Source organism: Mycobacterium sp. NGS29 (assembly GCF_059812965.1).
In genome coordinates this window covers 228,921-250,177 of sequence record NZ_JCALDR010000006.1, presented here as the reverse complement: position 1 = coordinate 250,177, position 21,257 = coordinate 228,921, and the positions used below count along the sequence as shown (strand labels likewise).

General features: G+C 65.1%; 26 protein-coding genes and 1 tRNA gene. 15 read left to right on the top strand and 12 right to left on the bottom strand.

What is annotated here, in order from left to right:
• Positions 1 to 240 precede the first annotated feature (240 nt).
• From AC5Y5Z_RS11300 to AC5Y5Z_RS11280, 5 genes are all read left to right on the top strand, one after another.
• Complete coding sequence (locus AC5Y5Z_RS11300) at positions 241 to 1,377, top strand: glycoside hydrolase 5 family protein (protein WP_473138598.1); 1,137 nt, start codon at positions 241 to 243, stop codon at positions 1,375 to 1,377.
• 131 nt (positions 1,378 to 1,508) lie between these two features.
• Positions 1,509 to 1,709: a hypothetical protein gene (locus tag AC5Y5Z_RS11295; RefSeq protein ID WP_463826081.1), complete on the top strand. Its 201-nt coding sequence runs from the start codon at positions 1,509 to 1,511 to the stop codon at positions 1,707 to 1,709.
• A gap of 10 nt (positions 1,710 to 1,719) precedes the next feature.
• Positions 1,720 to 2,949, top strand: coding sequence for a cupin domain-containing protein (locus AC5Y5Z_RS11290; protein WP_499925156.1), 1,230 nt, complete (start codon positions 1,720 to 1,722; stop codon positions 2,947 to 2,949).
• A complete protein-coding gene (locus AC5Y5Z_RS11285) occupies positions 2,949 to 3,827 on the top strand; it encodes a ferredoxin family protein (RefSeq protein WP_499925155.1) in 879 nt (292 codons plus the stop codon). The genes AC5Y5Z_RS11290 and AC5Y5Z_RS11285 overlap by 1 nt, the downstream gene beginning before the upstream one ends.
• Positions 3,828 to 3,845: 18 nt before the next feature.
• Positions 3,846 to 4,370 carry a hemerythrin domain-containing protein gene (locus tag AC5Y5Z_RS11280; protein ID WP_499925153.1) on the top strand — a complete coding sequence of 175 codons (525 nt, stop codon included), beginning with the start codon at positions 3,846 to 3,848 and terminating at the stop codon, positions 4,368 to 4,370.
• 173 nt (positions 4,371 to 4,543) lie between these two features.
• Here AC5Y5Z_RS11280 and AC5Y5Z_RS11275 read toward each other — a convergent pair whose 3' ends face one another.
• Entirely contained in the window at positions 4,544 to 4,732 is a 189-nt protein-coding gene (locus AC5Y5Z_RS11275; RefSeq protein ID WP_499925151.1) for a hypothetical protein, read from the bottom strand.
• Positions 4,733 to 4,814: 82 nt separating this feature from the next.
• The gene (locus tag AC5Y5Z_RS11270; protein WP_499925149.1) at positions 4,815 to 5,822 is read right to left on the bottom strand and encodes an HNH endonuclease; all 1,008 of its coding nucleotides are present in this window, start codon (positions 5,820 to 5,822) and stop codon (positions 4,815 to 4,817) included.
• 140 nt (positions 5,823 to 5,962) lie between these two features.
• On the opposite strand from AC5Y5Z_RS11270, the gene AC5Y5Z_RS11265 reads away from it, so the two are divergent.
• The 3 genes from AC5Y5Z_RS11265 to AC5Y5Z_RS11255 all read left to right on the top strand — a co-directional run bounded on the left by AC5Y5Z_RS11265 (position 5,963) and on the right by AC5Y5Z_RS11255 (position 7,702).
• A complete protein-coding gene (locus tag AC5Y5Z_RS11265; protein WP_499925255.1) occupies positions 5,963 to 6,154 on the top strand; it encodes a hypothetical protein in 192 nt (63 codons plus the stop codon).
• Positions 6,155 to 6,767: 613 nt separating this feature from the next.
• The gene (locus AC5Y5Z_RS11260) at positions 6,768 to 7,166 is read left to right on the top strand and encodes a hypothetical protein (protein ID WP_499925148.1); all 399 of its coding nucleotides are present in this window, start codon (positions 6,768 to 6,770) and stop codon (positions 7,164 to 7,166) included.
• Complete coding sequence (locus tag AC5Y5Z_RS11255) at positions 7,163 to 7,702, top strand: GvpU-like protein (protein WP_499925146.1); 540 nt, start codon at positions 7,163 to 7,165, stop codon at positions 7,700 to 7,702. Before AC5Y5Z_RS11260 ends, AC5Y5Z_RS11255 begins: the two co-directional genes overlap by 4 nt.
• A gap of 483 nt (positions 7,703 to 8,185) precedes the next feature.
• Here the strand turns inward: AC5Y5Z_RS11255 and AC5Y5Z_RS11250 are convergent.
• The 3 genes from AC5Y5Z_RS11250 to AC5Y5Z_RS11240 all read right to left on the bottom strand — a co-directional run bounded on the left by AC5Y5Z_RS11250 (position 8,186) and on the right by AC5Y5Z_RS11240 (position 9,290).
• A tRNA-Ser gene (locus tag AC5Y5Z_RS11250) sits at positions 8,186 to 8,275 on the bottom strand.
• Between the two features lie 29 nt (positions 8,276 to 8,304).
• Positions 8,305 to 8,772, bottom strand: coding sequence for a nucleoside deaminase (locus tag AC5Y5Z_RS11245; protein WP_499925145.1), 468 nt, complete (start codon positions 8,770 to 8,772; stop codon positions 8,305 to 8,307).
• On the bottom strand, positions 8,769 to 9,290 hold the full coding sequence (locus tag AC5Y5Z_RS11240) for a tRNA adenosine deaminase-associated protein (protein ID WP_463826123.1): 522 nt from the start codon (positions 9,288 to 9,290) through the stop codon (positions 8,769 to 8,771). The genes AC5Y5Z_RS11245 and AC5Y5Z_RS11240 overlap by 4 nt, the downstream gene beginning before the upstream one ends.
• A gap of 76 nt (positions 9,291 to 9,366) precedes the next feature.
• Here AC5Y5Z_RS11240 and AC5Y5Z_RS11235 point away from each other — a divergent pair, with 76 nt between their 5' ends.
• Positions 9,367 to 10,326: a prephenate dehydrogenase gene (locus AC5Y5Z_RS11235; RefSeq protein WP_463826124.1), complete on the top strand. Its 960-nt coding sequence runs from the start codon at positions 9,367 to 9,369 to the stop codon at positions 10,324 to 10,326.
• Here the strand turns inward: AC5Y5Z_RS11235 and AC5Y5Z_RS11230 are convergent.
• From AC5Y5Z_RS11230 to AC5Y5Z_RS11210, 5 genes are read right to left on the bottom strand one after another with little or no spacing between them, the layout of a single operon-like run.
• Positions 10,289 to 10,843: a putative glycolipid-binding domain-containing protein gene (locus AC5Y5Z_RS11230; RefSeq protein ID WP_463826419.1), complete on the bottom strand. Its 555-nt coding sequence runs from the start codon at positions 10,841 to 10,843 to the stop codon at positions 10,289 to 10,291. The genes AC5Y5Z_RS11235 and AC5Y5Z_RS11230 overlap by 38 nt on opposite strands.
• 46 nt (positions 10,844 to 10,889) lie before the next feature.
• Positions 10,890 to 11,624, bottom strand: a complete 735-nt coding sequence (locus tag AC5Y5Z_RS11225) for an ABC transporter permease (RefSeq protein WP_499925143.1) — start codon at positions 11,622 to 11,624, stop codon at positions 10,890 to 10,892.
• Positions 11,621 to 12,289, bottom strand: a complete 669-nt coding sequence (locus tag AC5Y5Z_RS11220) for an ABC transporter permease (protein ID WP_499925142.1) — start codon at positions 12,287 to 12,289, stop codon at positions 11,621 to 11,623. The genes AC5Y5Z_RS11225 and AC5Y5Z_RS11220 overlap by 4 nt, the downstream gene beginning before the upstream one ends.
• Positions 12,289 to 13,380, bottom strand: coding sequence for an ABC transporter ATP-binding protein (locus AC5Y5Z_RS11215; RefSeq protein WP_499925140.1), 1,092 nt, complete (start codon positions 13,378 to 13,380; stop codon positions 12,289 to 12,291). Before AC5Y5Z_RS11215 ends, AC5Y5Z_RS11220 begins: the two co-directional genes overlap by 1 nt.
• Positions 13,377 to 14,306 (bottom strand): ABC transporter substrate-binding protein, encoded by a 930-nt coding sequence (locus AC5Y5Z_RS11210; protein ID WP_499925139.1) that lies wholly within the window; start codon positions 14,304 to 14,306, stop codon positions 13,377 to 13,379. Before AC5Y5Z_RS11210 ends, AC5Y5Z_RS11215 begins: the two co-directional genes overlap by 4 nt.
• A 72-nt stretch (positions 14,307 to 14,378) precedes the next feature.
• On the opposite strand from AC5Y5Z_RS11210, the gene AC5Y5Z_RS11205 reads away from it, so the two are divergent.
• Entirely contained in the window at positions 14,379 to 14,747 is a 369-nt protein-coding gene (locus AC5Y5Z_RS11205) for a LapA family protein (RefSeq protein ID WP_473138608.1), read from the top strand.
• On the opposite strand, the gene AC5Y5Z_RS11200 is transcribed toward AC5Y5Z_RS11205, so the two are convergent.
• Positions 14,744 to 15,790, bottom strand: a complete 1,047-nt coding sequence (locus AC5Y5Z_RS11200) for a phosphotransferase family protein (RefSeq protein WP_499925138.1) — start codon at positions 15,788 to 15,790, stop codon at positions 14,744 to 14,746. The two genes, AC5Y5Z_RS11205 and AC5Y5Z_RS11200, sit on opposite strands and share 4 nt — an antisense overlap.
• Before the next feature lie 76 nt (positions 15,791 to 15,866).
• Positions 15,867 to 16,475: a histidine phosphatase family protein gene (locus AC5Y5Z_RS11195; RefSeq protein WP_463826131.1), complete on the bottom strand. Its 609-nt coding sequence runs from the start codon at positions 16,473 to 16,475 to the stop codon at positions 15,867 to 15,869.
• Positions 16,476 to 16,524: 49 nt separating this feature from the next.
• On the opposite strand from AC5Y5Z_RS11195, the gene AC5Y5Z_RS11190 reads away from it, so the two are divergent.
• From AC5Y5Z_RS11190 to AC5Y5Z_RS11170, 5 genes are read left to right on the top strand one after another with little or no spacing between them, the layout of a single operon-like run.
• On the top strand, positions 16,525 to 17,592 hold the full coding sequence (locus AC5Y5Z_RS11190; protein WP_499925136.1) for a phosphotransferase family protein: 1,068 nt from the start codon (positions 16,525 to 16,527) through the stop codon (positions 17,590 to 17,592).
• A gap of 1 nt (position 17,593) precedes the next feature.
• Positions 17,594 to 18,358: an SDR family NAD(P)-dependent oxidoreductase gene (locus tag AC5Y5Z_RS11185; RefSeq protein ID WP_499925135.1), complete on the top strand. Its 765-nt coding sequence runs from the start codon at positions 17,594 to 17,596 to the stop codon at positions 18,356 to 18,358.
• 16 nt (positions 18,359 to 18,374) lie between these two features.
• Positions 18,375 to 19,682: an acyl-CoA dehydrogenase family protein gene (locus tag AC5Y5Z_RS11180; RefSeq protein ID WP_499925134.1), complete on the top strand. Its 1,308-nt coding sequence runs from the start codon at positions 18,375 to 18,377 to the stop codon at positions 19,680 to 19,682.
• A complete protein-coding gene (locus tag AC5Y5Z_RS11175) occupies positions 19,679 to 20,281 on the top strand; it encodes a TetR/AcrR family transcriptional regulator (RefSeq protein ID WP_499925132.1) in 603 nt (200 codons plus the stop codon). The genes AC5Y5Z_RS11180 and AC5Y5Z_RS11175 overlap by 4 nt, the downstream gene beginning before the upstream one ends.
• Positions 20,281 to 21,252: an NADPH:quinone oxidoreductase family protein gene (locus AC5Y5Z_RS11170; protein WP_499925131.1), complete on the top strand. Its 972-nt coding sequence runs from the start codon at positions 20,281 to 20,283 to the stop codon at positions 21,250 to 21,252. The genes AC5Y5Z_RS11175 and AC5Y5Z_RS11170 overlap by 1 nt, the downstream gene beginning before the upstream one ends.
• Positions 21,253 to 21,257 lie beyond the last annotated feature (5 nt).

The window sequence follows — 21,257 nt, the reverse complement described above, 5'->3', positions numbered from 1 at the left end:
GCTCCATATTCCGCTACATCACGTGCGACGCCGGATTGTCGCGCTCTGGTGCAAATATCGCTGGGAGTTGGGCAGCCCCGGCAGGCCCGCCCGAGCGGTGACCGGTGGGGCTCGTGTGGCCCGGGCCCCGCCACGGTATCCGCGCTCAAGATGACAGCGCGATAACAATTTCCAACCGCAAAGTGTCGCACCCCGGTGGGCCGCACCCGACACACCGTCGCGAAAAACTACCGTCGCGTCGTGGACCGTCGAACCGCCCTCAAGCTGCCGCTTGCGCTGGCCGTGGGCACGGCTCTGGCTCGGGTACCGCGTGCCTCCGCCGAGGCTGGCCGCTGGCCGGCCGACCGTGCCCACAACTGGTATCAGGCACAGGGCTGGCTCGTCGGCGTCAACTACACCACCTCCACCGCCATCAACCAGCTGGAGATGTTCCAGGCGCAGACCTTCGACGCACGGCGCATCGACAACGAGCTGGCTGCGGCTCGTTTCTATGGGATCAACTCGGTGCGGGTTTTCCTGCACGACCAGCTGTGGGCGCAGGATCGACAGGGCTTCCAGACCCGGTTGGCACAGTTCGTCGGCATCGCGGCGCGCCGCGGCATCAAGCCACTCTTCGTGTTGTTCGACTCCTGCTGGGACCCGTTCCCCCGACTCGGTCGCCAGCGGGCGCCCACCCCTGGCGTGCACAATTCCGGCTGGGTGCAGAGCCCGGGCGCCGAACGCCTCGACGACCCCCGCTACTTCCCCGTGCTGCAGGACTACGTCACCGGGGTGTTGAGCCAGTTCCGCAACGACGACCGCATCCTGGGCTGGGACCTGTGGAACGAACCGGACAATCCCGCCCGCGAATACCGCAAAGTGGAACGCAAGGACAAACTGGACAAGGTTGCCGCGCTGCTGCCACAGGTATTCCGCTGGGCACGTGCCGTCGACCCGGCTCAACCGCTGACAAGTGGGGTGTGGCAGGGCAATTGGGGAGACCCCGGCAGCCGCAGCGCGATCGCCGGCATCCAGCTGGACAATGCCGACGTGATCACCTTCCACAACTACGGGTCGCCGTCCCAGTTCGAAGGCCGCATCACCGAACTCGCTCCCTTGGGGCGCCCGATCCTCTGCACCGAATATCTGGCGCGATCGCTGGGCAGCACCGTGGAAGGTGTGCTGCCAATTGCCAAGCGGCACAATGTGGGTGCGCTCAACTGGGGTCTGGTGGCCGGCAAGACGCAGACGTATCTGCCGTGGAGTTCCTGGGATCGACCGGTCACCACACCGCCGAAGCAATGGTTCGCCGACCTACTGCAGCCCAACGGCCGGCCGTTTGCCGATGGCGAGATGCAGCTGATCAAGAAGCTGGCCAGTGGGCAGAATCAAGAATGACCTTCTGGCCGATCATGGGTTTGACCGGCGCCGCGCGCGTGAACACCCCCTGATGCGTGGCCGCTGATAGGTTGCGACCGGCGCAAGCCAGCAACAGTCCGGCATTCCGGAATCAAGAAGAAGGGATCATCATGGCACTCGACGATGACGACATCACGACATCAGGCGGCGGTGGCGAAGGTACGGCCGACGGCGGCTCCAACCCCGAAGGTCACGACGGCGGCGCCGACGGGACTGCCGACGACTCCAAGGGCGAATCCGCGGGCGAAGGCCCAGCCGACGGCGGCTCCAACCCCGAAGGCCACGACGGCGGAGCCGACGGAACCGCCTAACCGTTAGTCGATGCTCAGTCGCTGCATAGCCACCGATGCTGGGTTGTTCGCAACCCAGTATTGGGGGCGCAGACCGTTGCTCAGCCGAGCTGGTGCGTTGCCGCGTGACTTCAACGATTTGCTGTCGCCGTCGGCAGTCGACGAGCTGATCAGCGAGCGCGGAGTGCGGACGCCGTTCATCCGCATGGCCAGGGCTGGGGACCTGCTCGCCCGTGGCTGTTACACCGGACCGGCCGGTTTCGGCGCCGAGATGCCGGACCAGGTGGATTCGGCAAAGGTGCTGGCGGAGTTCTCATCTGGTGCAACCATCGTGCTACAAGGGTTGCACCGGCTGTGGCCGCCGCTGATCGACTTCGTGCGGTCCATGGTCGACGATCTGGGTCACCCGGTGCAAGCCAACGCCTACGTGACCCCGCCGGGCAACCGCGGATTCGATCCGCACTACGACGTCCACGACGTGTTTGTCCTGCAGACGTCGGGCCGAAAGCACTGGACGGTGCACGAGCCCGTTCACCTGCACCCGCTGCCCTCCCAACCGTGGACCGATTACCGCGACGAGATCACCGCACGGGTGGACGACGACCCGGTCATCGACACCGTCCTGGAAGCCGGCGATGCGCTTTACCTACCTCGAGGTTGGGTGCACTCCGCACAATCCGAGGACGCCACATCGATTCACATGACCATCGGGGTGTCCGCGCTGACACATCTCGACGTAGTCCGCGCGGTCGTCGACACCCTGGCCGGGGACAGCGAATTTCGAAGGTCGCTGCCGCTGGGTATCGACGCCACCAACCGCGATGAAATGGCGGCGACGACAAGCAAAGTCATGGCTGACTTGATCGACGTCGTGCGGGATCGAGCTGGCGATCTGAGCGACGGTGCAGCTGTCCGACTGTCCGACCGGCACGCCGAACGGACCCGGCCTGCCGCGGTTCGGGTGCTTGCCAACATGCAGGCCGCGGAATCGGCCGGCGCGGTACCGGTTCGCTGGCGCCACGGACTCGTCGGCACGCCGCGACTATCCGACGGCCGTGTTGTATTGCGGTTGCCGGATCGGACCATGACCTTTCCCGAGTCGTGCGCTCCGGCAATCGAAGCGCTCCATCGTGGGCTGGTCGCCACCGATTCGCTGCCCGGCCTCGACCGTGCGGACTCGATCGTATTGATCCGCCGTCTGCTGCGCGAGGCGGTATTGGTTCCGGTCGGAGGCAGTTCGACAGCGCCACAACAGATTTGATGAGCACCCCGAAGCGGACGCCGTGCAGCGACCAGTCGCTGCTACGCAACGACCCCATCTACGGCACCGCGGGCGCGGGACATTCGTGGGCGATGCTCGAATTGTGCGGCGGCTGGGGCAAATCCGCGTTCCTCGACTCGCCGGCAATCATCGATCGCACACTCGGCCGCCAGATCTGCCGCCGCTTCGAGACAGCAGGCATGCGGGTCACCGCGATTCGTCGGCCGGGACGCCGTCCCGAGAAGCCGCGCTGGCGTTGGTTCATTGCACAGTGCGACGAAGGCAGCGAGGCCCTGTACCACGGGGAGGTGAACGAACCCGCCGAATACCTCGACATCGCGCTGGACGGTTCCGACGGCTCGTTGACCACCGGACCGCTCGTCGCGGTGTGTGCACATGGCAAGCACGATCAGTGCTGCGCCGTGCGAGGCCGCGCCGCGGCGGCTACCATTGCGTCACAGTATCCCGAATTCACCTGGGAATGCTCGCATTTGGGTGGCGACCGGTTTGCGGCAACGATGCTGGTGTTGCCTGAGGGGCTCTGTTACGGACGGGTGGATTCGACCGACTCCGCCGGCTTGGTGGCGTTGTATCTCGACGGCCGGTTGGACCACAGGTACCTGCGCGGCCGCACCTGTCTGCCGCATGCCGTGCAAGCCGCGCAGTACTTCGCCCGGGAAGCGATCGGCGAGGACCGGATCAAGGCGTTGTCGCCACTGGGGATCGAACACAAAGAGGACGGAATTCATGTCGAGCTCGCAGGTGCGTCTGGGCCCGTGAAAGTTGTTCTCGCAGAACAGATGTCCGAGCCGCTGCTGTCGATGTGCAGCGCCTCGGTTCCCGGCGCGGTGCGCACATTCGTCCTGGTGTCGGTGTAGGCGGATTAGGCTGGCGCCATGGCGGACATCATCGACCTCGTTTACGCCGACCACGACTGGTTTCGTCGGCAGTTCTTCCGGCTCGACGACGCGAAGTCCCCCGAGGATCTCGCCGCGATCTGGAATATTCTCAGCGCCCGCCTCGACGTTCATGCCGAAGCCGAGGAGGTGGTGTTCTATCCGGCGCTGCTCAAGCACGGCGGGCACGACCATCCCAGCAATCCGTCCGGGGACCCCGAGGACGAGACCGAAGACGCCATCACCGACCACAATGCGATCCGCGATGCGATCCGGCAGTCGCGCCAGCACGAGCCGGGCAGTGACGAATGGTTCGCCGCCGTCCACGAAGCCCGCGAACAGAACGGCAAACACCTCGAAGAAGAAGAGCGCGAGGCGATGCCGGACTTCATCAAGAGCGCTTCGCTCGAGTTGCGGCACGAGCTGGCCATGAAGTGGGCGCAGTTCATCGACGAGCACATGGGGACCTCGGGCGTCGGCAACCGGGAGAAAGACGCGGACGAGTACATCGAGAAGCATTCGTGAGGATCGAGGCAGCGATCTTGGGGCCGCCCTCCGCTGCTGTCATCAGCGCGTTCTCGGCGTTCTCGTTGAGGTGCCGCATCGGGGCGGGTCCGGCGGAGACCTAGTAGGACCTAACGGGTAGGGACTGGCGTTAGATAGCGTTAGGAGTGCTTGCTATGGGGGCCGATCACGAGCTAGAGCATCTGCTTCGGGATCGTTTCGACGTCTGATTCTCGCAGTTCGTTGATGCCCTGAAGCTTCTTCCCGTATCTCGGCCGTGCGCCGCGTCCCTCACTGAGGACGAAGCCCGACTTCTTGACGATGCCGACTTCGGTGCAGATTCCGACGCGTTGCTTGCCGCCGGCACCGAGATCGCCGGCCATACCGCGCACCTGGCGGTCACCGCATTCACCGCCGAGAGGTTGCCACCGGAGGTCTTCCTGGCAAGTTGCCAGCCTCTATAGGTCAGTTCGCCGCAACCTTGTTCGACTTGGTCCTGTTGCACCGCCAGCACAGAGTCTGCAGATTGTCCGGCGTGGACAAGCCCCCTTTTGAGACCGGGATGACGTGGTCGACTTCCAGAAGCAAATGAGGCTCGGCAGCGACCGATACCGAGCACGAGCGGCAAGTGTAATTGTCACGGGACTTGATGAGGCTCCGGAGCTTCGAGGTCATCAGTGCGCGCTGGCCAGCCGCAGTCCTCCTGAATCGAATTTTCTGCGAAATCGTCTCTACAAGCGCGTCAATCGTCGGGGTGTTCAGTGTAATTGTGGTCTCCTGCCCGCTGTTGCCGCCAGCACTGACGTACTGGAACACATACAGAGGGTAGGGAACCGTTATCGGTGACAGTTCGACCCCGACGTTCTGCATGAATTCATCCGGGTAGTACTTCAATATGAATGGCGGCGGATCAAACGACTCGGCAATGCTGGCTTCGCGCTCCCTGAGGTTGCTGATCGCGGTTTCGAGTCGCGAAACGTCCCCACCCAGCTTCTCCACGTGGGCGAGGCTGGACTCGTCAGCAGTGATGCTGAAGTACTTCATTAGATACTTCACGGGGGCCACCTTGGCATTGCGGACGACCTGCAAAGAGCAGTTATGAACGTTCGACGCGCCGTAGTTCGCGACGTTCCGATCCCGGCGGTACCGGTGCTGGCTGGTGTTCTGAAAGGTCGCCAGATGCGCGTGCGTGCCGCTGGCTGATGCGCCCAGACTGAACGACCCCCGGCGGTGGATCCCCGATACGTAGACAGCAATCTCGTTGTGCTCAGCGACCACCATGGCGAGCTTGCTTTTGTGCGCTAAAAACTTCTCGCTACGGAAGTACCGCTCTTTGAGGACATAGCGGCCAACCCGATACAGAGTCCAGGCCAATAGGACGATAGCGCCGACGACTACAGCGATTTTCCAGACCGCCCGAACGATCACGATCACCAAGCCAACAACAAAGAGCACTGCAATCAATTGCGCCATACGGCCCCTCCTGAGAGGGCATCTAACTCGAATGTGTTTTGAAAAACTGTGAAACCAGCGAATTCATCTCCAGGACGGCTGCGCGACGATCCATGAATCATCTACACCCAGTCAAGCATCGAGAGCTGACCCGCAATGCCCTGCCCTGCCCTGCCCTGCCCTGCCCTGCCCTGCCCAAGGAGCTTTTAGCACTGCGGCGGACACTTGGACACAAGAGCGCGAAGGTCACTCTGGACACCTACGCCGACCTCTTTGGCGACGATCTGGACGCCGTCACCGTCGCTTCATGCCTGCTACTCATCAGAGAACGTGGGCAAGAGCCACCTCGGTGAGCGAGGAGACCGAGGCCGAAAGCCACCCAACTGCACAAATGCTGGGAAAGCGTGGCGGTGGCGGAGGGATTTGAACCCTATTCAGCTACCAGGCCCGAGCGATGGTATGGCCCTTACCTGCTAGAACAGGTCCATCTGGTTCGATGCAGTTAACACCAGATTCGGAGACTTTGTGTCAAAACGGTGTCCAACCAGAGGTCGGGCAGCCAGGCTTTGGTTGTCGACCTGCCGGAGACTCGCAGACTGAGTATCCCAGCTCTCCTGCAGGCGTGGCCTGATCCTTTCAGGCGTCGCGCAATCACATGGCAGAATCGTAACGCGACGCGTTACACTTGCTAAGTGTGTGCCCTCCCATCACCTGGAATGACAAAAGTGAGGAGCACATCGCACGTCACGGCGTCACGCCACGAGAGGTCGAGGAGGTCCTCTACTCGCGGCCGCGCCTCACAGCGCGTGGCCGTAACAACACCATGAAATATTTCGGACAGACCAACGCCGGCCGGTTTCTGAAAATCCTGACCGCTCCCGCGTACGACGGCGGGACTTTCATCGTCACTGCTTTAGACATGGACGAGAGGGAAATCAGACAGTTTCGAAGGAGAGGAAAGTAGCCATGGACGAGAAAGAACTCGATGCGCTGCGCGACGAATTCGAAAATTCCGACTTGTCTGACGACATAGGCAAAGCGGAGTGGGACACTGCTGTGGCTTCATCTCCGATGGTCGGAATTACTGTTCGGCTTCCAGCCGAGCTCTTGGAGAAGGTGCGCCAGATGGCCGGGAAGGACGGTCTGAAGACGACGGCTCTCATCCGGCACTGGATCGAGAATGCAGTCGACCAGAATCTCGAAGTGTCTACGAATCAATTTTTCAGCACCAAGTACTCGGTGTCGCCGGGAGACGCCGATATCTTTCGGCAGGTCGTCCTTAATCATATGAGTAAAACGCGAGGCGCCGGAACCCCGCCCGCAAGAAACCCGTACCCGAGAATAACGGATCGAGTTACGGCATGAGCGAACCAGGTGAAGACACGACACCGCCCCAGAGCGAGGCCGAATTCTTACGTGAGGAACGCGAGACAACGCGACCATTTGATCCCACACTTCTGAGCTTGGTCCATCTAATCAATGCTCTCGACGGTACGGAAATCGGCGTGACACTCCACCTGAAGGGCTGTCTTGTGTCAGGAATGCTAATTTCCGTCGCGCAGTACTTCCGGCTACTCGTGCAGGGATTCACCGAACGTTTGAGCCCAGATTCAAGTCGCGAGATCGGCGCAGCCTTTGCAGAATTTTTCCGTCCGACTTTGGAGGCAACCGAGAAGGACGTCGAGGACAGCAAGGCAGAGGTCAAACCGCTTGAGTTCCCCCGTCATATTCACATGCGCCATGCGCAAACTTATTTTGGCGGTGGCCAAGAACCCATTACTCAACCCGTCTGGCGAGGCCGACTGGCGGAGGTGGACGGATGGGGAATAGGTAATTTCGGTTCTATCCCACCTCTGGAGAACGACCCGCGCACTACGGCCAATCCAACACCGCAGGGGTAGCGAGTGGAGGACAAATTACTATCACCATGCCCCGCCGGCCCACCGACGAGCTGCATCGGGTGATCGTTGGGGGCAGCTCTTAGCGTTTGCGGTCCTTGGCGGGATCAGGACACCTGTCGCTTGGATCGATTCCCGCACTCTTCACAAACGAACGCGGTCTGGCCCGCTGGTACAGACTGCATATGCCCGCACGAATGGCAACTGAGCCGACTCACTGATGGCATGCCAGCCTGGCGATCAGTGCCGGAGCCAACGTGCTGGCGGTCAGTCGGATATTGGGTCACGAGAATCCGCAGGTGACGTTGCGGACGGACGCGGACCTTTTCGACACCGATCTGGACAAGGTGGGGAACGCGTGGGACGCGGCCCACCGCAAGAGTGTGTCCAACAAGAGTGTGTCCAGACGGGGTCCCAAAGCGGGTCCAGCCGTTACGGACAGACACCAATTAGAGGCGTCGGCCAGCGCAGATGTGCTGACAAAATTGGCGGTGGCGGAGGGATTTGAACCCTCGGACGGTTTTAGCCGTCACACGCTTTCGAGGCGTGCTCCTTAGGCCGCTCGGACACGCCACCGCCGAGCAGCTTACCGAACTATCCGCGTCTCACCCCAATCGCTGGCGAGCGAAGAATTCCTCGAGCGGCGCGGCGCACTCGTCGGCAAGCACTCCCCCGCGGACCTCTGGGCGGTGATTGAGTCGGCGATCACGGACTACGTCCCACAGCGAGCCGACTGCGCCGGTCTTGGGCTCCCAGGCGCCGAACACCAGCCGGCCCACCCGGGCCAGCACCAACGCACCGGCGCACATGGTGCACGGTTCGACCGTCACCGCAAGGGTCGCGCCCGCCAACCGCCAGCCGTCGCCCAGAACCGCAGCGGCCGCCCGTAACGCCAGCACTTCGGCGTGCGCGGTGGGATCACCCAGTGCCTCGCGCGCATTGACGGCCTGCCCCAACCACGTGCCGTCCGGACCCACCACCACCGCGCCGATCGGAACATCGTGTGGACCGGCCGTCGCAGCCACCGCCAACGCGGCCCGGATCAACGACTCGTCGGAAACGGGAACTTTCACCGACCGAGACGGTCGATCACCGCAGAAAGCTGCTCCGCGAACCCCATCTCCCGGGCAATCCGCCCCAACTGCTCGTCGGCGTAGAGATCGGTCTCGTCGAGGATCACGCCAAGCACCGCCTCGGGCAGTCCGACGTCGGACAGCAAGCCCAGGTCACCCTCGGCGAACGGGTCGGCATCCTCGAGGTCATCCGGATCGATATCGGCGTCCAGGCTGTCGAGCACCTCGTCGGCGATGTCGTAATCCAGGGCCGCGGTGGCGTCCGACAGCAACAACCGGGTCCCCGAGGGGGCCGGGCGCACGATGACGAAGAACTCGTCGTCGACGTCGAGCAGCCCGAACACGGCGCCGGAGCTGCGCAGTTCACGCAACTCGGTCTCGGCCGCCGACAGACTGGTCAGCGATTTGGCACCCATCGCCGAACAATGCCACCGTCCTTCTTCGCGCACGACCGCAACGCCGAAGCCGTCCGGAACGTCCGAGGACGGGCCTGCTGCTGAAGCCCGTTGTGCTCCCATGGGCGCTTACGCTAGTCCCCGACCTGTCTCCCTGGCCAGACGAAGCCCGGTCGGGCGGTTGTGCCAACCTTGGACTGTGAGTGGGACACCGGTTTGTGTACTCGGCCTGGGTCTGATCGGAGGGTCGATTGTGCGGGCTGCCGCGGGCGCGGGCCGCGAGGTCTTCGGTTACAACAGGTCCGTGGCGAGCGCCGCGGGCGCTCGCGCCGACGGATTCGATGCCAGCACCGACCTCGGCGACGTGTTGAGGCGCGCAGCGGACAGCAATGCGCTGATCGTGCTGGCCGTCCCGATGCCCGCGCTGCCGAGCATGCTCGCCCATATCAAGGCACTGGCCCCCGACTGCCCGTTGACCGACGTCACCAGCGTCAAGACCGCGGTGCTCGACGAAGTAGCCAAAGCCGGCCTGTCGGACCGGTTCGTCGGCGGGCACCCGATGACCGGTACCGCGCACTCGGGATGGGCCGCCGGACACGGCGGGCTGTTCAACCGGGCGCCGTGGGTGATCAGTGTGGACGACCACGTCGACCCCGCGATCTGGTCGACGGTGCTGACCCTCGCCCTGGACTGCGGCGCGGTAGTGGTGCCCGCCAAGTCCGACGAGCACGACGCCGCCGCCGCCGCCATCTCGCATCTGCCGCACCTACTTGCCGAGGCGCTGGCCGTCACTGCGGCCGAAGTGCCGTTGGCTTTCGCGCTGGCAGCGGGCTCGTTCCGGGATGCGACCCGGGTCGCGGGCACCGCCCCGGACCTGGTGCGCGCCATGTGCGAGGCCAACACCAGCCAATTGGTGCCGGCGACGAGCCGGATCATCGAGTTGCTCGGCCGCGCCCGCGACTCGCTGGCAGTCAACGGCTCGGTCGCCGACCTGGTCAACCAGGGTCACGCCGCGCGCACCCGCTACGAGAGCTTCCCGCGCTCCGACATCGTCGCCGTCGTAGTCGGCGAAGAGAACTGGCGTCAGCAGCTGGCCGCGGCCGGCCGAGCCGGTGGCGTGATCAGATCCGCTCTGCCAACCCTGGATAGTCCACAATGAACCCGTCGGCGTCGACGGTCACTGTGGTGTTGGCCACCGGCGACCGAAGTTTGATGCCGTCCAGTCGGCCCTCGCTGGCGTAGCTCACGGTCGCCGCGTCAACCGACATGTCCGGCACGTTGACATAGACCATCGGCAACGCGATCACTTCCGCGTTCTGGTGGATGCCGAGACGGCGGATCGGCAGCGCGTTGAAGAACGGACTGAACACCAGGTCGACGTCGAGGGCGCCGTTGTAACCGGCCCGCTTCTCGCCCTGATGGTCGGTCACCAACCACATGTTCTCTTCGTCACGTGCGATGGCGAGCTGGCGCTCCCGCTCGGCCAGCGTGACGGTGAGCCCGAGCCGTTTGGTGGCCCCCGACTCGTCGGTCTGCAATTCGTAGTACGCACCGAACGCCGGACTGGTTTCGGTGGCCGCGGCCACAATGCGGCCATTGGCTTTGATTCGCTTGCCGGACAACTGAATTCGTACTGATTCCATGCGCGAACAATCCTGGGCACGCCAGGTCAACATCGCCGTCAAAGCGCGCGAAGGTTCCGAAGGGGCTGCGTTCACCCTTCTACCGTAGGACCTCCGGGGGAGCCGCGACACGTTTGTCACCAACTGCGGTGTCAATTCGGTCGGTGGGCCTGCTCAGCCGCCCGCTGCCCGGGGCGGAGGCCCATGCCGCGACCGCCAGCAGGCCGTCCAGGAACAACGCCAGCGCAGCCACCAGCACCGCACCGACCAACGCCGTGTGAAATTGCCGCTCCTGGATCCCGTCGATCAGATAACGGCCCAGCCCCCCCAGGCTCGCGTACGCCGCGACCGTCGCGGTCGCCACCACCTGCAGGGTGGCGTTGCGCAGTCCGCCCAGGATCAGCGGCAGGGCATTGGGTACCTCGACGCGCAGCAGCACCTGCGATTCGGTCATGCCCATCGCGCGAGCGGCATCGACCACCAGCGGGTCGACGCTGGCGATGCCGGCATAGGTGCCGGCCAGCAGCGACGGGATGCCCAGCAGCATCAGCGCGACGATCGGTGGCCCCAGCCCCAGACCGAACATCAGTACGCCCAGCAGCAGTACGCCCAGCGTCGGCAGCGCCCGTAACCCGTTGACCGCACCCACGATCAGCACCTGCCCGCGGCCGGTATGCCCGATGATCAGCCCGACCGGGATGGCGAGGACCGCTGATGCCGCCACCGCCAGGGCGGTGTACTCGAGGTGCTCACCGATGCGGGCGGCCACCCCGGTGGGGCCGGCCCAGTTGCCGGCCGTCGTCAGGAACGACCAGGCCTGTCCGATGAAGTTCACCGGGCACCTCCCACGATCGGCCCGGTGATGCCACGATCCCGCTCCCACGGGGTGAGCAACCGGCCGCTCACGGCGATCAGCGCGTCGACGACCACCGCCAGCACGAACATTGCGATGATGCCGGCCACGATCTGATCGCTCTTGTTGGTCTGGAATCCAGCCGTGAACCAGGTGCCCAGACCGCCGATGCCGATCACCGAACCCACCGACACCATCGCGATATTGGTCGCCACCACCACCCGCAAACCGGCCACCAGGACCGGGATAGACAGCGGCAGTTCAACTTTCACCAACCGGGCGATCGGCGCATAGCCGACTGCGATCGCCGCGTCGCGCACCGGGCCCGGCACCGCGTCGAGCGCCTCGAGCACGGCGCGCACCATCAGCGCGGTGGTGTACGCACTCAGCGCGACCATCACGTTGGTCTCGTCGAGAATTCGGGTGCCGATGATCATCGGCAGCACCACGAACAGCGCCAGGGACGGGACGGTGAAAATCACGCTGGCCGCCGCGGTGGTCAACCGCCGCGGAATCGGGGCGCGCTGCACCGCCAACCCCAGCGGCACCGCGATCGCCAGCCCGATCAGCACCGGGACCAGCGACAGTCGCAAGTGGATCACGGTGAGCGCCCACGCGGAGTCCAGGTGCGTCAGCAGGTAATGCATCAGGCCCGCCGGAGCGCTTCGGCCGCGGCCAGCACATCGGTGGCCAGGACGCCGCCGATCACCCGGCGTGCCTCATCGACGGTGACACCTACCGACGCCGGCGAGGACAGCGCCGCATCCAGCGCCTGGCTGAGATCGCCGCCGCGGTGAAACACCGACCCGACCGACGTCATGGCGTGGGCCAGCGGTAGTCCGTCGCGGTGCCGGCGAAATCCGGCGGCGTCGAGCCAACCCTTCGGTGTCCCGTCGTCGACGACCAGGACCCAGCCGTCCGGCGGTTCGGCACGGGCCAGCTCGCCGGTGGTGATCAGTGCGATGTCATGCACGGGCAGCCCGGTCGCGTCCAGGAGTTGCAGCCAGCGGTACCCCCGGCCGGTGCCGATGAATTTCGAGACGAACTCGTTGGCCGGGCGTGCGAGCAACTGCGCCGGCTCGGCATACTGCTGCAGCACGCCACCGGAGCCGAACACCGCGACCCGGTCGGCCAGCCGCAGCGCCTCGTCGATGTCGTGTGTGACGAAGACGATGGTCTTGCGCAATTCGCCTTGCAGCCGCAGTATTTCGTCCTGCAGGGTGTGCCGCACCACCGGGTCGACGGCAGAAAACGGCTCGTCCATCAACAGGATCGGCGGGTCGGCGGCCAGGGCGCGCGCCACCCCGACGCGCTGCTGTTCCCCGCCGGAGAGCTGGGCCGGATACCGGTTCGCGAGTTGGGGATTCAGACCGACGCGTTCGAGCACCTCGTAGGCGGCGGCGCGGGCGGCCTTGCGCGACTGCCCGTTGAGCACCGGCACCGTCGCGACGTTGTCGATCACCCGCTGATGGGGCAACAAACCCGCGTTCTGGATGACATAGCCGATCCCGCGGCGCAACTGCACCGGGTTGACCGCCGACACGTCGGCACCGTCCACGGTGATGGTGCCCGAAGTGGGCTCGATCATCCGGTTGATCATGCGCAGCGCCGTGGTCTTGCCGCAGCCCGACGAACCGACGAAGACGGTGAGCTTGCCGACAGGCACGTCCAGGGTCAACCGGTCGACGGCAGTGGTGCCACCGGCGAATTGCTTGCTGACATCGTCGAATCTGATCATCGGCTGCCGATGGGGTGATCGAAGCCGTTGTCCTTCAGCCAATTTCGTGCCGCTTGATCCGGGTCGACGCCGCCGTTGCCGGATACGGCTGCGTTGAGCTGGGCGATGCCCCGGGTGGTGAGCTTGGCCGACACCGCATCCAGGATGTTCTTGAGCCGGTCGGACTTCTGCCGCGAATTCACCAGCGGCACAATGTTGCCGGCCAGAAAGTTGTGCTCGGGGTCCTCGAGCACCGCCAGATGATCCTGCAGCACGGCCGGGGAGGTGCTGAAGATGTTGGCGGCCGTCACGGTGCCCTCGACCAGGGCACGCACCGTCACCGGACCGCCACCGTCGTTGATGGTCACGAAATTGCCTGCGCTGATGTCGAGTCCGTATTTCTGCTTCAGTCCCGGCAGTCCGGCCGGGCGGGTGGCGAAAGCCGACGGCGCCGCGAACCGCACCTCGGCGGAATGTGCGGCCAGATCTGCGATGGTTTTGAGGTGCCACTTCGCCGCGGTCGCAGCGGTGACGGTGACAGAGTCGGTGTCGGAGGCCGGCGCCGGGGTGAGGATCGACAGGTCCCCGGGCAGGCGTCGGTACAGCTCTAATTCGACGGCGTCCAGGACCGTCGCCTTGGAGTTCGGCTCGAAATAGAGCAGCAGATTGCCGACGTACTCCGGCACCAGGTCCACGGAATGGTCCTTCAGGGCCGGGATGTATGTCTCGCGACTGCCGATACCCATCCGCCGTCCGACCTGAAAACCATTGGCCTGCAACGCTTGCGCATAGATCTCAGCAACGATCTCGGACTCGGGGAAATCGCCGGACCCCACCACGATAGACGTCGGGCCGCCCGCACCCGACCCGAACGGGTCCGGATTGCTGCAGGCAGCGACCAGGCACAGCACTGCCGCGACAAGTGCTACGCGGCGCAGCAGTCTCACCGTGCCGACACTATCCAAGTTTTCCCGCGTGGTTTGGTTTCAATCCGCGTGGAAGGGGAGAAAGATGTAGACATGAGCAGCAACCCTCCCGGCTCGGCGCCCTTCGACAAGAAGGCGTCCGGTGAGCCGCCGGCGCTAACCCCGGAAGAGCGATCCCGTCCGCTACCCAAGGACAGTGCCTCCCGGTTCACCCGCGCCGGCGCTCTGTGGACGTCGCTATTCATGGGCTTCCTGGTCCTGATCCTGTTGCTGATCTTCGTCACCCAGAACATCGAGCCCGCGTCGTTCACCTTCCTTGGCTGGCATTGGAGCCTGCCCAAGGGGGTGGCCCTGCTGCTGGCGGCTGTCGCCGGCGGACTGCTCACGGTGGCCGTCGGCACCGCGCGCATCTTGCAGTTGCGCCGCGCGGCAAAGAAAAACCTGACCGCCGGCATCCGCTAACTCAGCCGGGCGATCTCCGCCAGTCCGCGAGAGATCAGCGGCGCCACCACTTCGGGTGCGTCGTCGACACTGTCCCGGCCGTCGGCCTGCTCAGACATCCGCCGCCGGAAATCAATACCGGCGGCGATGATGGCCAGCTTGAAGTAGGCCAACGCCATGTAGAACTCCCACGGTCCCAGCGAACGCCCGGAGACCAGTGAATACCGGTCGGCCAGTTCGTCGGCGGTGGGCAACAATGGCGACGTCCACGCCGCCTGCGTGTCGATGATCAGGTCCAGCGCGGGGTCGCGGTAGACGCACATCAGGGCGGCGTCGCTGATCGGATCGCCCAGCGTCGACAGCTCCCAGTCCACCACCGCCCGAACGATGGTGGGATCGTCGGCGTCCAGGATGGTGTTGTCAATCCGGTAGTCGCCGTGCACGATCGAGGTCCGACTCTGCTGCGGGATAGCTTGCTGCAGAGCCGAATGCAGCCGCGAGACGTCGCCGTCGCGGCGGTCGTCGGGCAGCCGGACCAACTCCCACTGCGAACCCCACCGTCGCACTTGGCGTTCCAGGTAACCGTTCGGTTTTCCGAAGTCGCCCAACCCGACTGAGGCCGGGTCGACGTTGTGCAGGTCGACCAGGACCCGGATCAGCGCGTCGACGCAACCGTCGATGGCGCGGCGGCCGAGCGACTCGAGTTGGGTGCGCCGCCGCACCACCTGCCCGGCAACGAATTCCACGACCTGAAAGGGTGCGCCCAGCACCGACTCGTCCTGACACAGCCCGATCGTGCGCGCCACCGGCACCGGGGTGTCCTGCAGCGCGGCCACCACCTTGAACTCGCGGTTCATGTCGTGCGCGGAGGGGGTCAGCCCGTGCAGCGGCGGGCGCCGCACCAGCCAGCTCGTCGCGTCGTCGTAGACGCGGAAGGTCAGATTGGAACGTCCACCGGAGATGAACTCGCCACGCAGCTCACCGTCGCGTGCGATGCCGAGCGAACACAGATACCCGTCCAGCGCGGCCAGGTCCAAGCCGTCGATGCGGTCCACCGAAGTCACCGAACTTGTTTACCACGCCTCACCATTGCCTATTGGTTCACTCCTCCGCAGGCCGCACCCAGCCTGCATCGTCGTATCACCACCGCTGATTCCGCGGCAGCAAATCCCACACGTGCTCGGTGCCGTTGACCGCCGCGACGGTCGCCTGGCCGGTCCGGGAGAACAACAGCCGGCTCACCGAGGCGTAATCGATCGGGAACGACAACAACCGAGCCGTGCCCAGCACCTCGTGCAGCACCACGTTGATCACGCCGCCGTGGCTGAACGCCGCGACGGTCTCCTCCGGGTCGGCCGCAGCGACCAGATCGTCGATTGCCGACCGGACCCGGGCGCGAAACGCGTCCTCGTCGACGCCACTGGGCAGGTGGCCCTGGGACATGCGCGCCCACTCGTCGGGGAACTCGGTACGAATCTGCTCGACCGGAATGTAGGACTGCAGGTCGCGGTCATACTCAGCCAACCGGTCGTCGATATCGACCTTCAGCTCGCGGGCCTGCGCGACGGGATCGGCGGTCTGGATCGCGCGGCGCTGCGGACTGCTCACCACCCTGGCGATCGGAAATCGGGCGAGCGCCTCCGGCAGCCGTGCCACCTGCTGAAATCCGGTCTCGGACAACTCCGGATCAGAACCTTCGCCGTGATCGCTACGCAGCGGCAACGCGTGCCGGACCAGGAGCAGTTGCATGGCTCAACCCTTACACGATGGCACTGGCCGCTTCGGTGCAGCGCGGAGAATGCTATTCTCCCTACGGAGATTGGGGTGTGCGGTGACGGCGAGCAGAACTGAATTGGACACCGGCGTGCTGGGTCGTTGGCTCGATACGAATCAGGCGCCCGGCCATGGGGTGGAACCGGTGCTGGAGCAGCTGGGCGGTGGCTCGCAGAACACCCTGTACCTGGTGCAGCGCGGTCCCGAGCGCATGGTGCTGCGCATGCCCGGCCCGCGCGCCGACGCCGCGCGTATCGACGGACTGGTGCGCGAGATCCGGTTGGTGCGGGCGCTGAACGGCACCGACGTGCCGCACGCGGAACTGATCGCCGCCGACGAGACCGGATCGGTGCTCGGCATGCCGTTCTACCTGATGCGCGCGATCGACGGGTGGAGCCCGATGGACGGCGGCTGGCCGGCGCCGTTCGACCACGACCTGACTGCCCGGCGTGAACTGGCGTTCCAACTGGTCGAGGGCGCCGCACGGCTCGGACGGGTGGACTGGCGCGCGCAGGGTCTGGACGGTTTCGGCCGCCCGGACGGTTTCCACGAGCGGCAGGTCGACCGGTGGCTGAGCTTTCTCGACGCCTACAAGGTGCGCGACCTGCCGGGCCTGGACGAAGCGTCGGAGTGGTTGCGCCGCAATCGACCCGCGCATTACCCGGCCGGCATCATGCACGGTGACTACCAATTCGCCAACGTGATGTTCGCGCACGGAGAGCCGGCCCGGCTGGCCGCGATCGTGGACTGGGAGATGACCACGGTCGGTGACCCGTTGCTGGACCTGGCCTGGGCATTGCTCGGCTACGACGGTGAGCAACCCCGTTCGGACGGCTTCTATCTGGATATGCGGGGCATGCCGACCCGCAGTGAGCTCTTGCAGCACTACGAGTCGATCAGCGGATTGTCCACCGAGAACATCGACTACTACCTGGTACTGGCGAACTGGAAGCTGGGCATCGTGCTGGAAAAGACATATGCGGCCGGGGTGCGGACCGGAAAAGTCGATCCGAAGATCAAAGACGCGTTCGGGGCGATGATCCCCCAGCTCATCGCCACCGCGGCAGAGCTGGCGCGGTCGAGCGGGAGGTGAAATGAGTTACGCCGAACAGCTTTTCGACTTGACCGATCGGGTAGTGCTGATCACCGGCGGCAGCCGTGGCCTGGGCCGCGAGATGGCCTTCGGCGCGGCGCGATGCGGCGCCGACGTGGTGATCGCCAGTCGCAACATGGACAACTGTGTGGCCGTCGCCAAAGATATCGAGTCCCAGACCGGTCGCACCGCCCTGCCCTACCAGGTGCACGTGGGCCGCTGGGACCAACTCGACGGGCTCGTCGAGGCGACGTACGACGCTTTCGGCAAGGTCGACACGCTGATCAACAACGCCGGCATGTCGCCCCTGTACGACAAGCTCACCGATGTCACCGAGAAATTGTTCGACTCGGTGATCAACCTCAATCTCAAAGGGCCGTTTCGCCTTTCAGCACTGGTTGGAGAACGGATGGTGGCTGCGGGCAGTGGTTCGATCATCAATGTGAGCACCGCCGGGTCGTTGCGTCCGACACCCGACATCGTTCCGTACGCCTGCGCCAAAGCCGGGCTCAACGCGATGACCGAGGCGCTGGCGAAGGCGTTCGGCCCGTCGGTGCGGGTCAACACACTGATGGCCGGGCCGTTCCTGACCGATGTCAGCAAGGCGTGGAATCTGGATCAGGCGACGCGCAACCCGTTCGAGCACCTTTCCCTCAAACGTGCCGGCGATCCGACTGAAATCGTCGGTGCCGCACTGTTTCTGGCCTCCGACGCGTCGAGTTTCACCACCGGCTCGATCGTGCGGGCCGACGGCGGCATCCCCTAACGAGAGGAAGATTCGTATGTCGTGGGACTTTTCCACCGAACCGGAATTCGAGCAGAAGCTGCGCTGGGTGCGCGACTTCGTCCGCGACGAAGTCGAACCGCTGGAAGTGTTGTTCCCGGGCTGCGAATTCCTGCCGCTCAACGAGGAGCGGCGCCGGATCGTCGATCCGCTCAAGCAGCAGGTTCGCGACCAGGGGTTGTGGGCCCCGCATCTGGGGCCGGAGCTGGGCGGGCAGGGCTTTGGCGCCGTCAAGCTGACGCTGATCAACGAGATCCTCGGACGCAGCCCCTGGGCGCCGATCATTTTCGGCACCCAGGCGCCCGACACCGGCAACGCCGAAATCATCGCGCGCTTCGGCACCCCCGAACAGAAGGACCGCTACCTGCAGGGTCTGCTGTCCGGGGAGATCTTCTCCTGTTTCTCCATGACCGAGCCGCAAGGCGGCGCCGATCCGCGGGTGTTCACCACACGGGCGGTGCGTGACGGCGAAGACTGGGTGATCACCGGACGAAAGTTCTTCTCCTCCAACGCATCGGTGGCATCGTTCTTCATCGTCGTCGCCGTCACCGACCCCGATGTGCCGGTCCACCACGGCGCGTCGACCTTCTTGATCCCGGCCGGCACCCCGGGACTGACCATCGAGGCCAACCACCACCTGGTCGGATCGGACCCGCACGAGCCGGGGCATTCCCTGGTCCGTTACGACGACGTGCGGGTCGGGCCGGAGGCGCTGCTGGGCGAGGCCGGACAAGGCTTCCTGATCCTGCAAACCCGGCTGGCCGGTGGTCGGCTGCACCATGCGATGCGGTCGCTCGGCGTTGCCCACCGCGCGGTCGAGATGATGTCGCGCCGCGCGAAAAGCCGCTTCACCCAAGGCAGTCTGCTCGCCGACAAACAACTGGTTCAGGAGTTCGTCGCCGACTCCTACACCGAGTTGATCCCGTTCCGACTGACCGTCCTGCACGCGGCGTGGTTGATCGACACCGGGGACGAGCGGGCCGCCCGCGCCGAGATCGCGGCCTGCAAGATCCTGGCCTCCCAGGTACTGAAGTCCATTGCGCTGCGCGCCATTCAGGTACACGGCGCACTGGGACTCAGTGACCAGCTGCCGCTGGTGAACGCGTTGCTCGGTGGGATCGCACTCGGCCTGGCCGACGGACCCACCGAGGCGCACAAGGTGAACCTGGCGCGGATGCTGCTCAAAGGCTACGACGCCGAAGACGGTGAGTGGCCCAGCGAGATGCTGCACGTGCGCCGCGAGGCCGCGCTGAAGAAGTACGCCGACCTGATCGATCGCGTTCCCGCGCTGCCCGATTCGCCGTGAACACCAGAGCCGTGGCGGCCGTCGAACGCGCTCTCGACGACCGGCAACACGGCGCCACCGAGGAAGTGGAGCGCATCCTGGCCGCCGCAGTGCGGGTGATGGAACGCGTCGCACCGGATCCGCCCCGCGTCAGCGACATCGTGGCCGAAGCGGGCTCGTCGAATAAGGCGTTCTACCGCTACTTCGCCGGGAAGGACGATCTGATCCTGGCCGTGATGGAGCGTGGGGTGGGGCTGGTGGTGTCCTATCTCGACCATCAGATGGCCAAGGAATTGCGCCCACAGGACAAAGTGACCCGTTGGATCGAGGGCACCCTGGCCCAGGTCGCCGATCCGCACCTGATCAGCATGAGTCGCGCGGTCACCGGGCAGCTGTCCAGCTGGCACGTCGCCGACCAGGAGCTGATGCGGCCACTGCGCGACCTGCTCGTCGAACCGGTCACCGCGCTGGGCAGCGCCGACGTCGATCGCGACGTCGAGGCCGTCTACGGTTGCACGGTGGCGATGATGCGGCGGTACGTGGGATCCTGCGACCGGCCGGGCCATGCGGACATACAGCACCTTTCGCGGTTCTGCCTGCGCGGGCTCGGGGTCGGTTGATGCGCGCGATCGTCTGCCGCGCGTACGGCCCGCCCGAAGACCTGGTGCTGTCCGACATGCCGGACCCGGTTCCGGCGCCTGGTCAGCTGTTGGTGCGGGTGCACTCGGCGGCGGTGAACTTTCCGGACGTGCTGTTCGTCGCCGGCAAATACCAGATCAAAATCCCACCACCGTTCATACCGGGCAACGAGATTGCCGGCGAAGTGGTAGCGGCCGGCCCCGGTGCGGCATCGCGTCCGGGACAACGGGTGTTCGGCACCACGTTCGGAGCGTTCGCCGAACTGGCGTTGCTGGAAGAAGCTATTGCGGAACCGATTCCCGATGGCGTCGACTTCGATTCCGCAGCGGCGTTCGGCGTGACATACCGCACCGCCTATCACGCACTGCGTTCGGTGGCCGAGGTGACGACAGGTGATTGGGTGGTGGTGCTCGGCGCGGCCGGTGGGGTGGGCCTGGCTGCTGTCGATCTGGCGGTGGCGATGGGGGCACGCGTGCTGGCGGCGGCGTCGAGTCCGGCGAAGCTGGCGTTGTGCCGGGAGCGCGGCGCCGAAGCCACCGTCGACTACGACAACGAGGACCTCAAGCTGCGTATCCGCGAACTCACCGGGGACAACGCGGGCGTCGTCCTCGATCCCGTCGGGGGATCGTATGCCGAGCCGGCCCTGCGCGGTCTCGCCCGGGGTGGCATGTTCGTCACGCTCGGCTACGCGGCAGGCTCCATCCCGGCCATTCCGCTCAACCTGGTGATGCTCAAAAACGTGACGGTCCGCGGCATGGAAATCCGCACGTTCGCCGACGATTACCCACAGCAGTGCGCGCGCGACATCGCTGAGCTGTCAAAGTTGTTCGCCGACGGCAAGATTCGTCCGTACATCGGCGCGCGGTTCCCGTTGGCCGATACCGCGGCCGCCTTGCGCTACGTCGCCGACCGCAAGGTGCTGGGCAAGGTGATCATCGACGTCGCCGACTAGGCGTT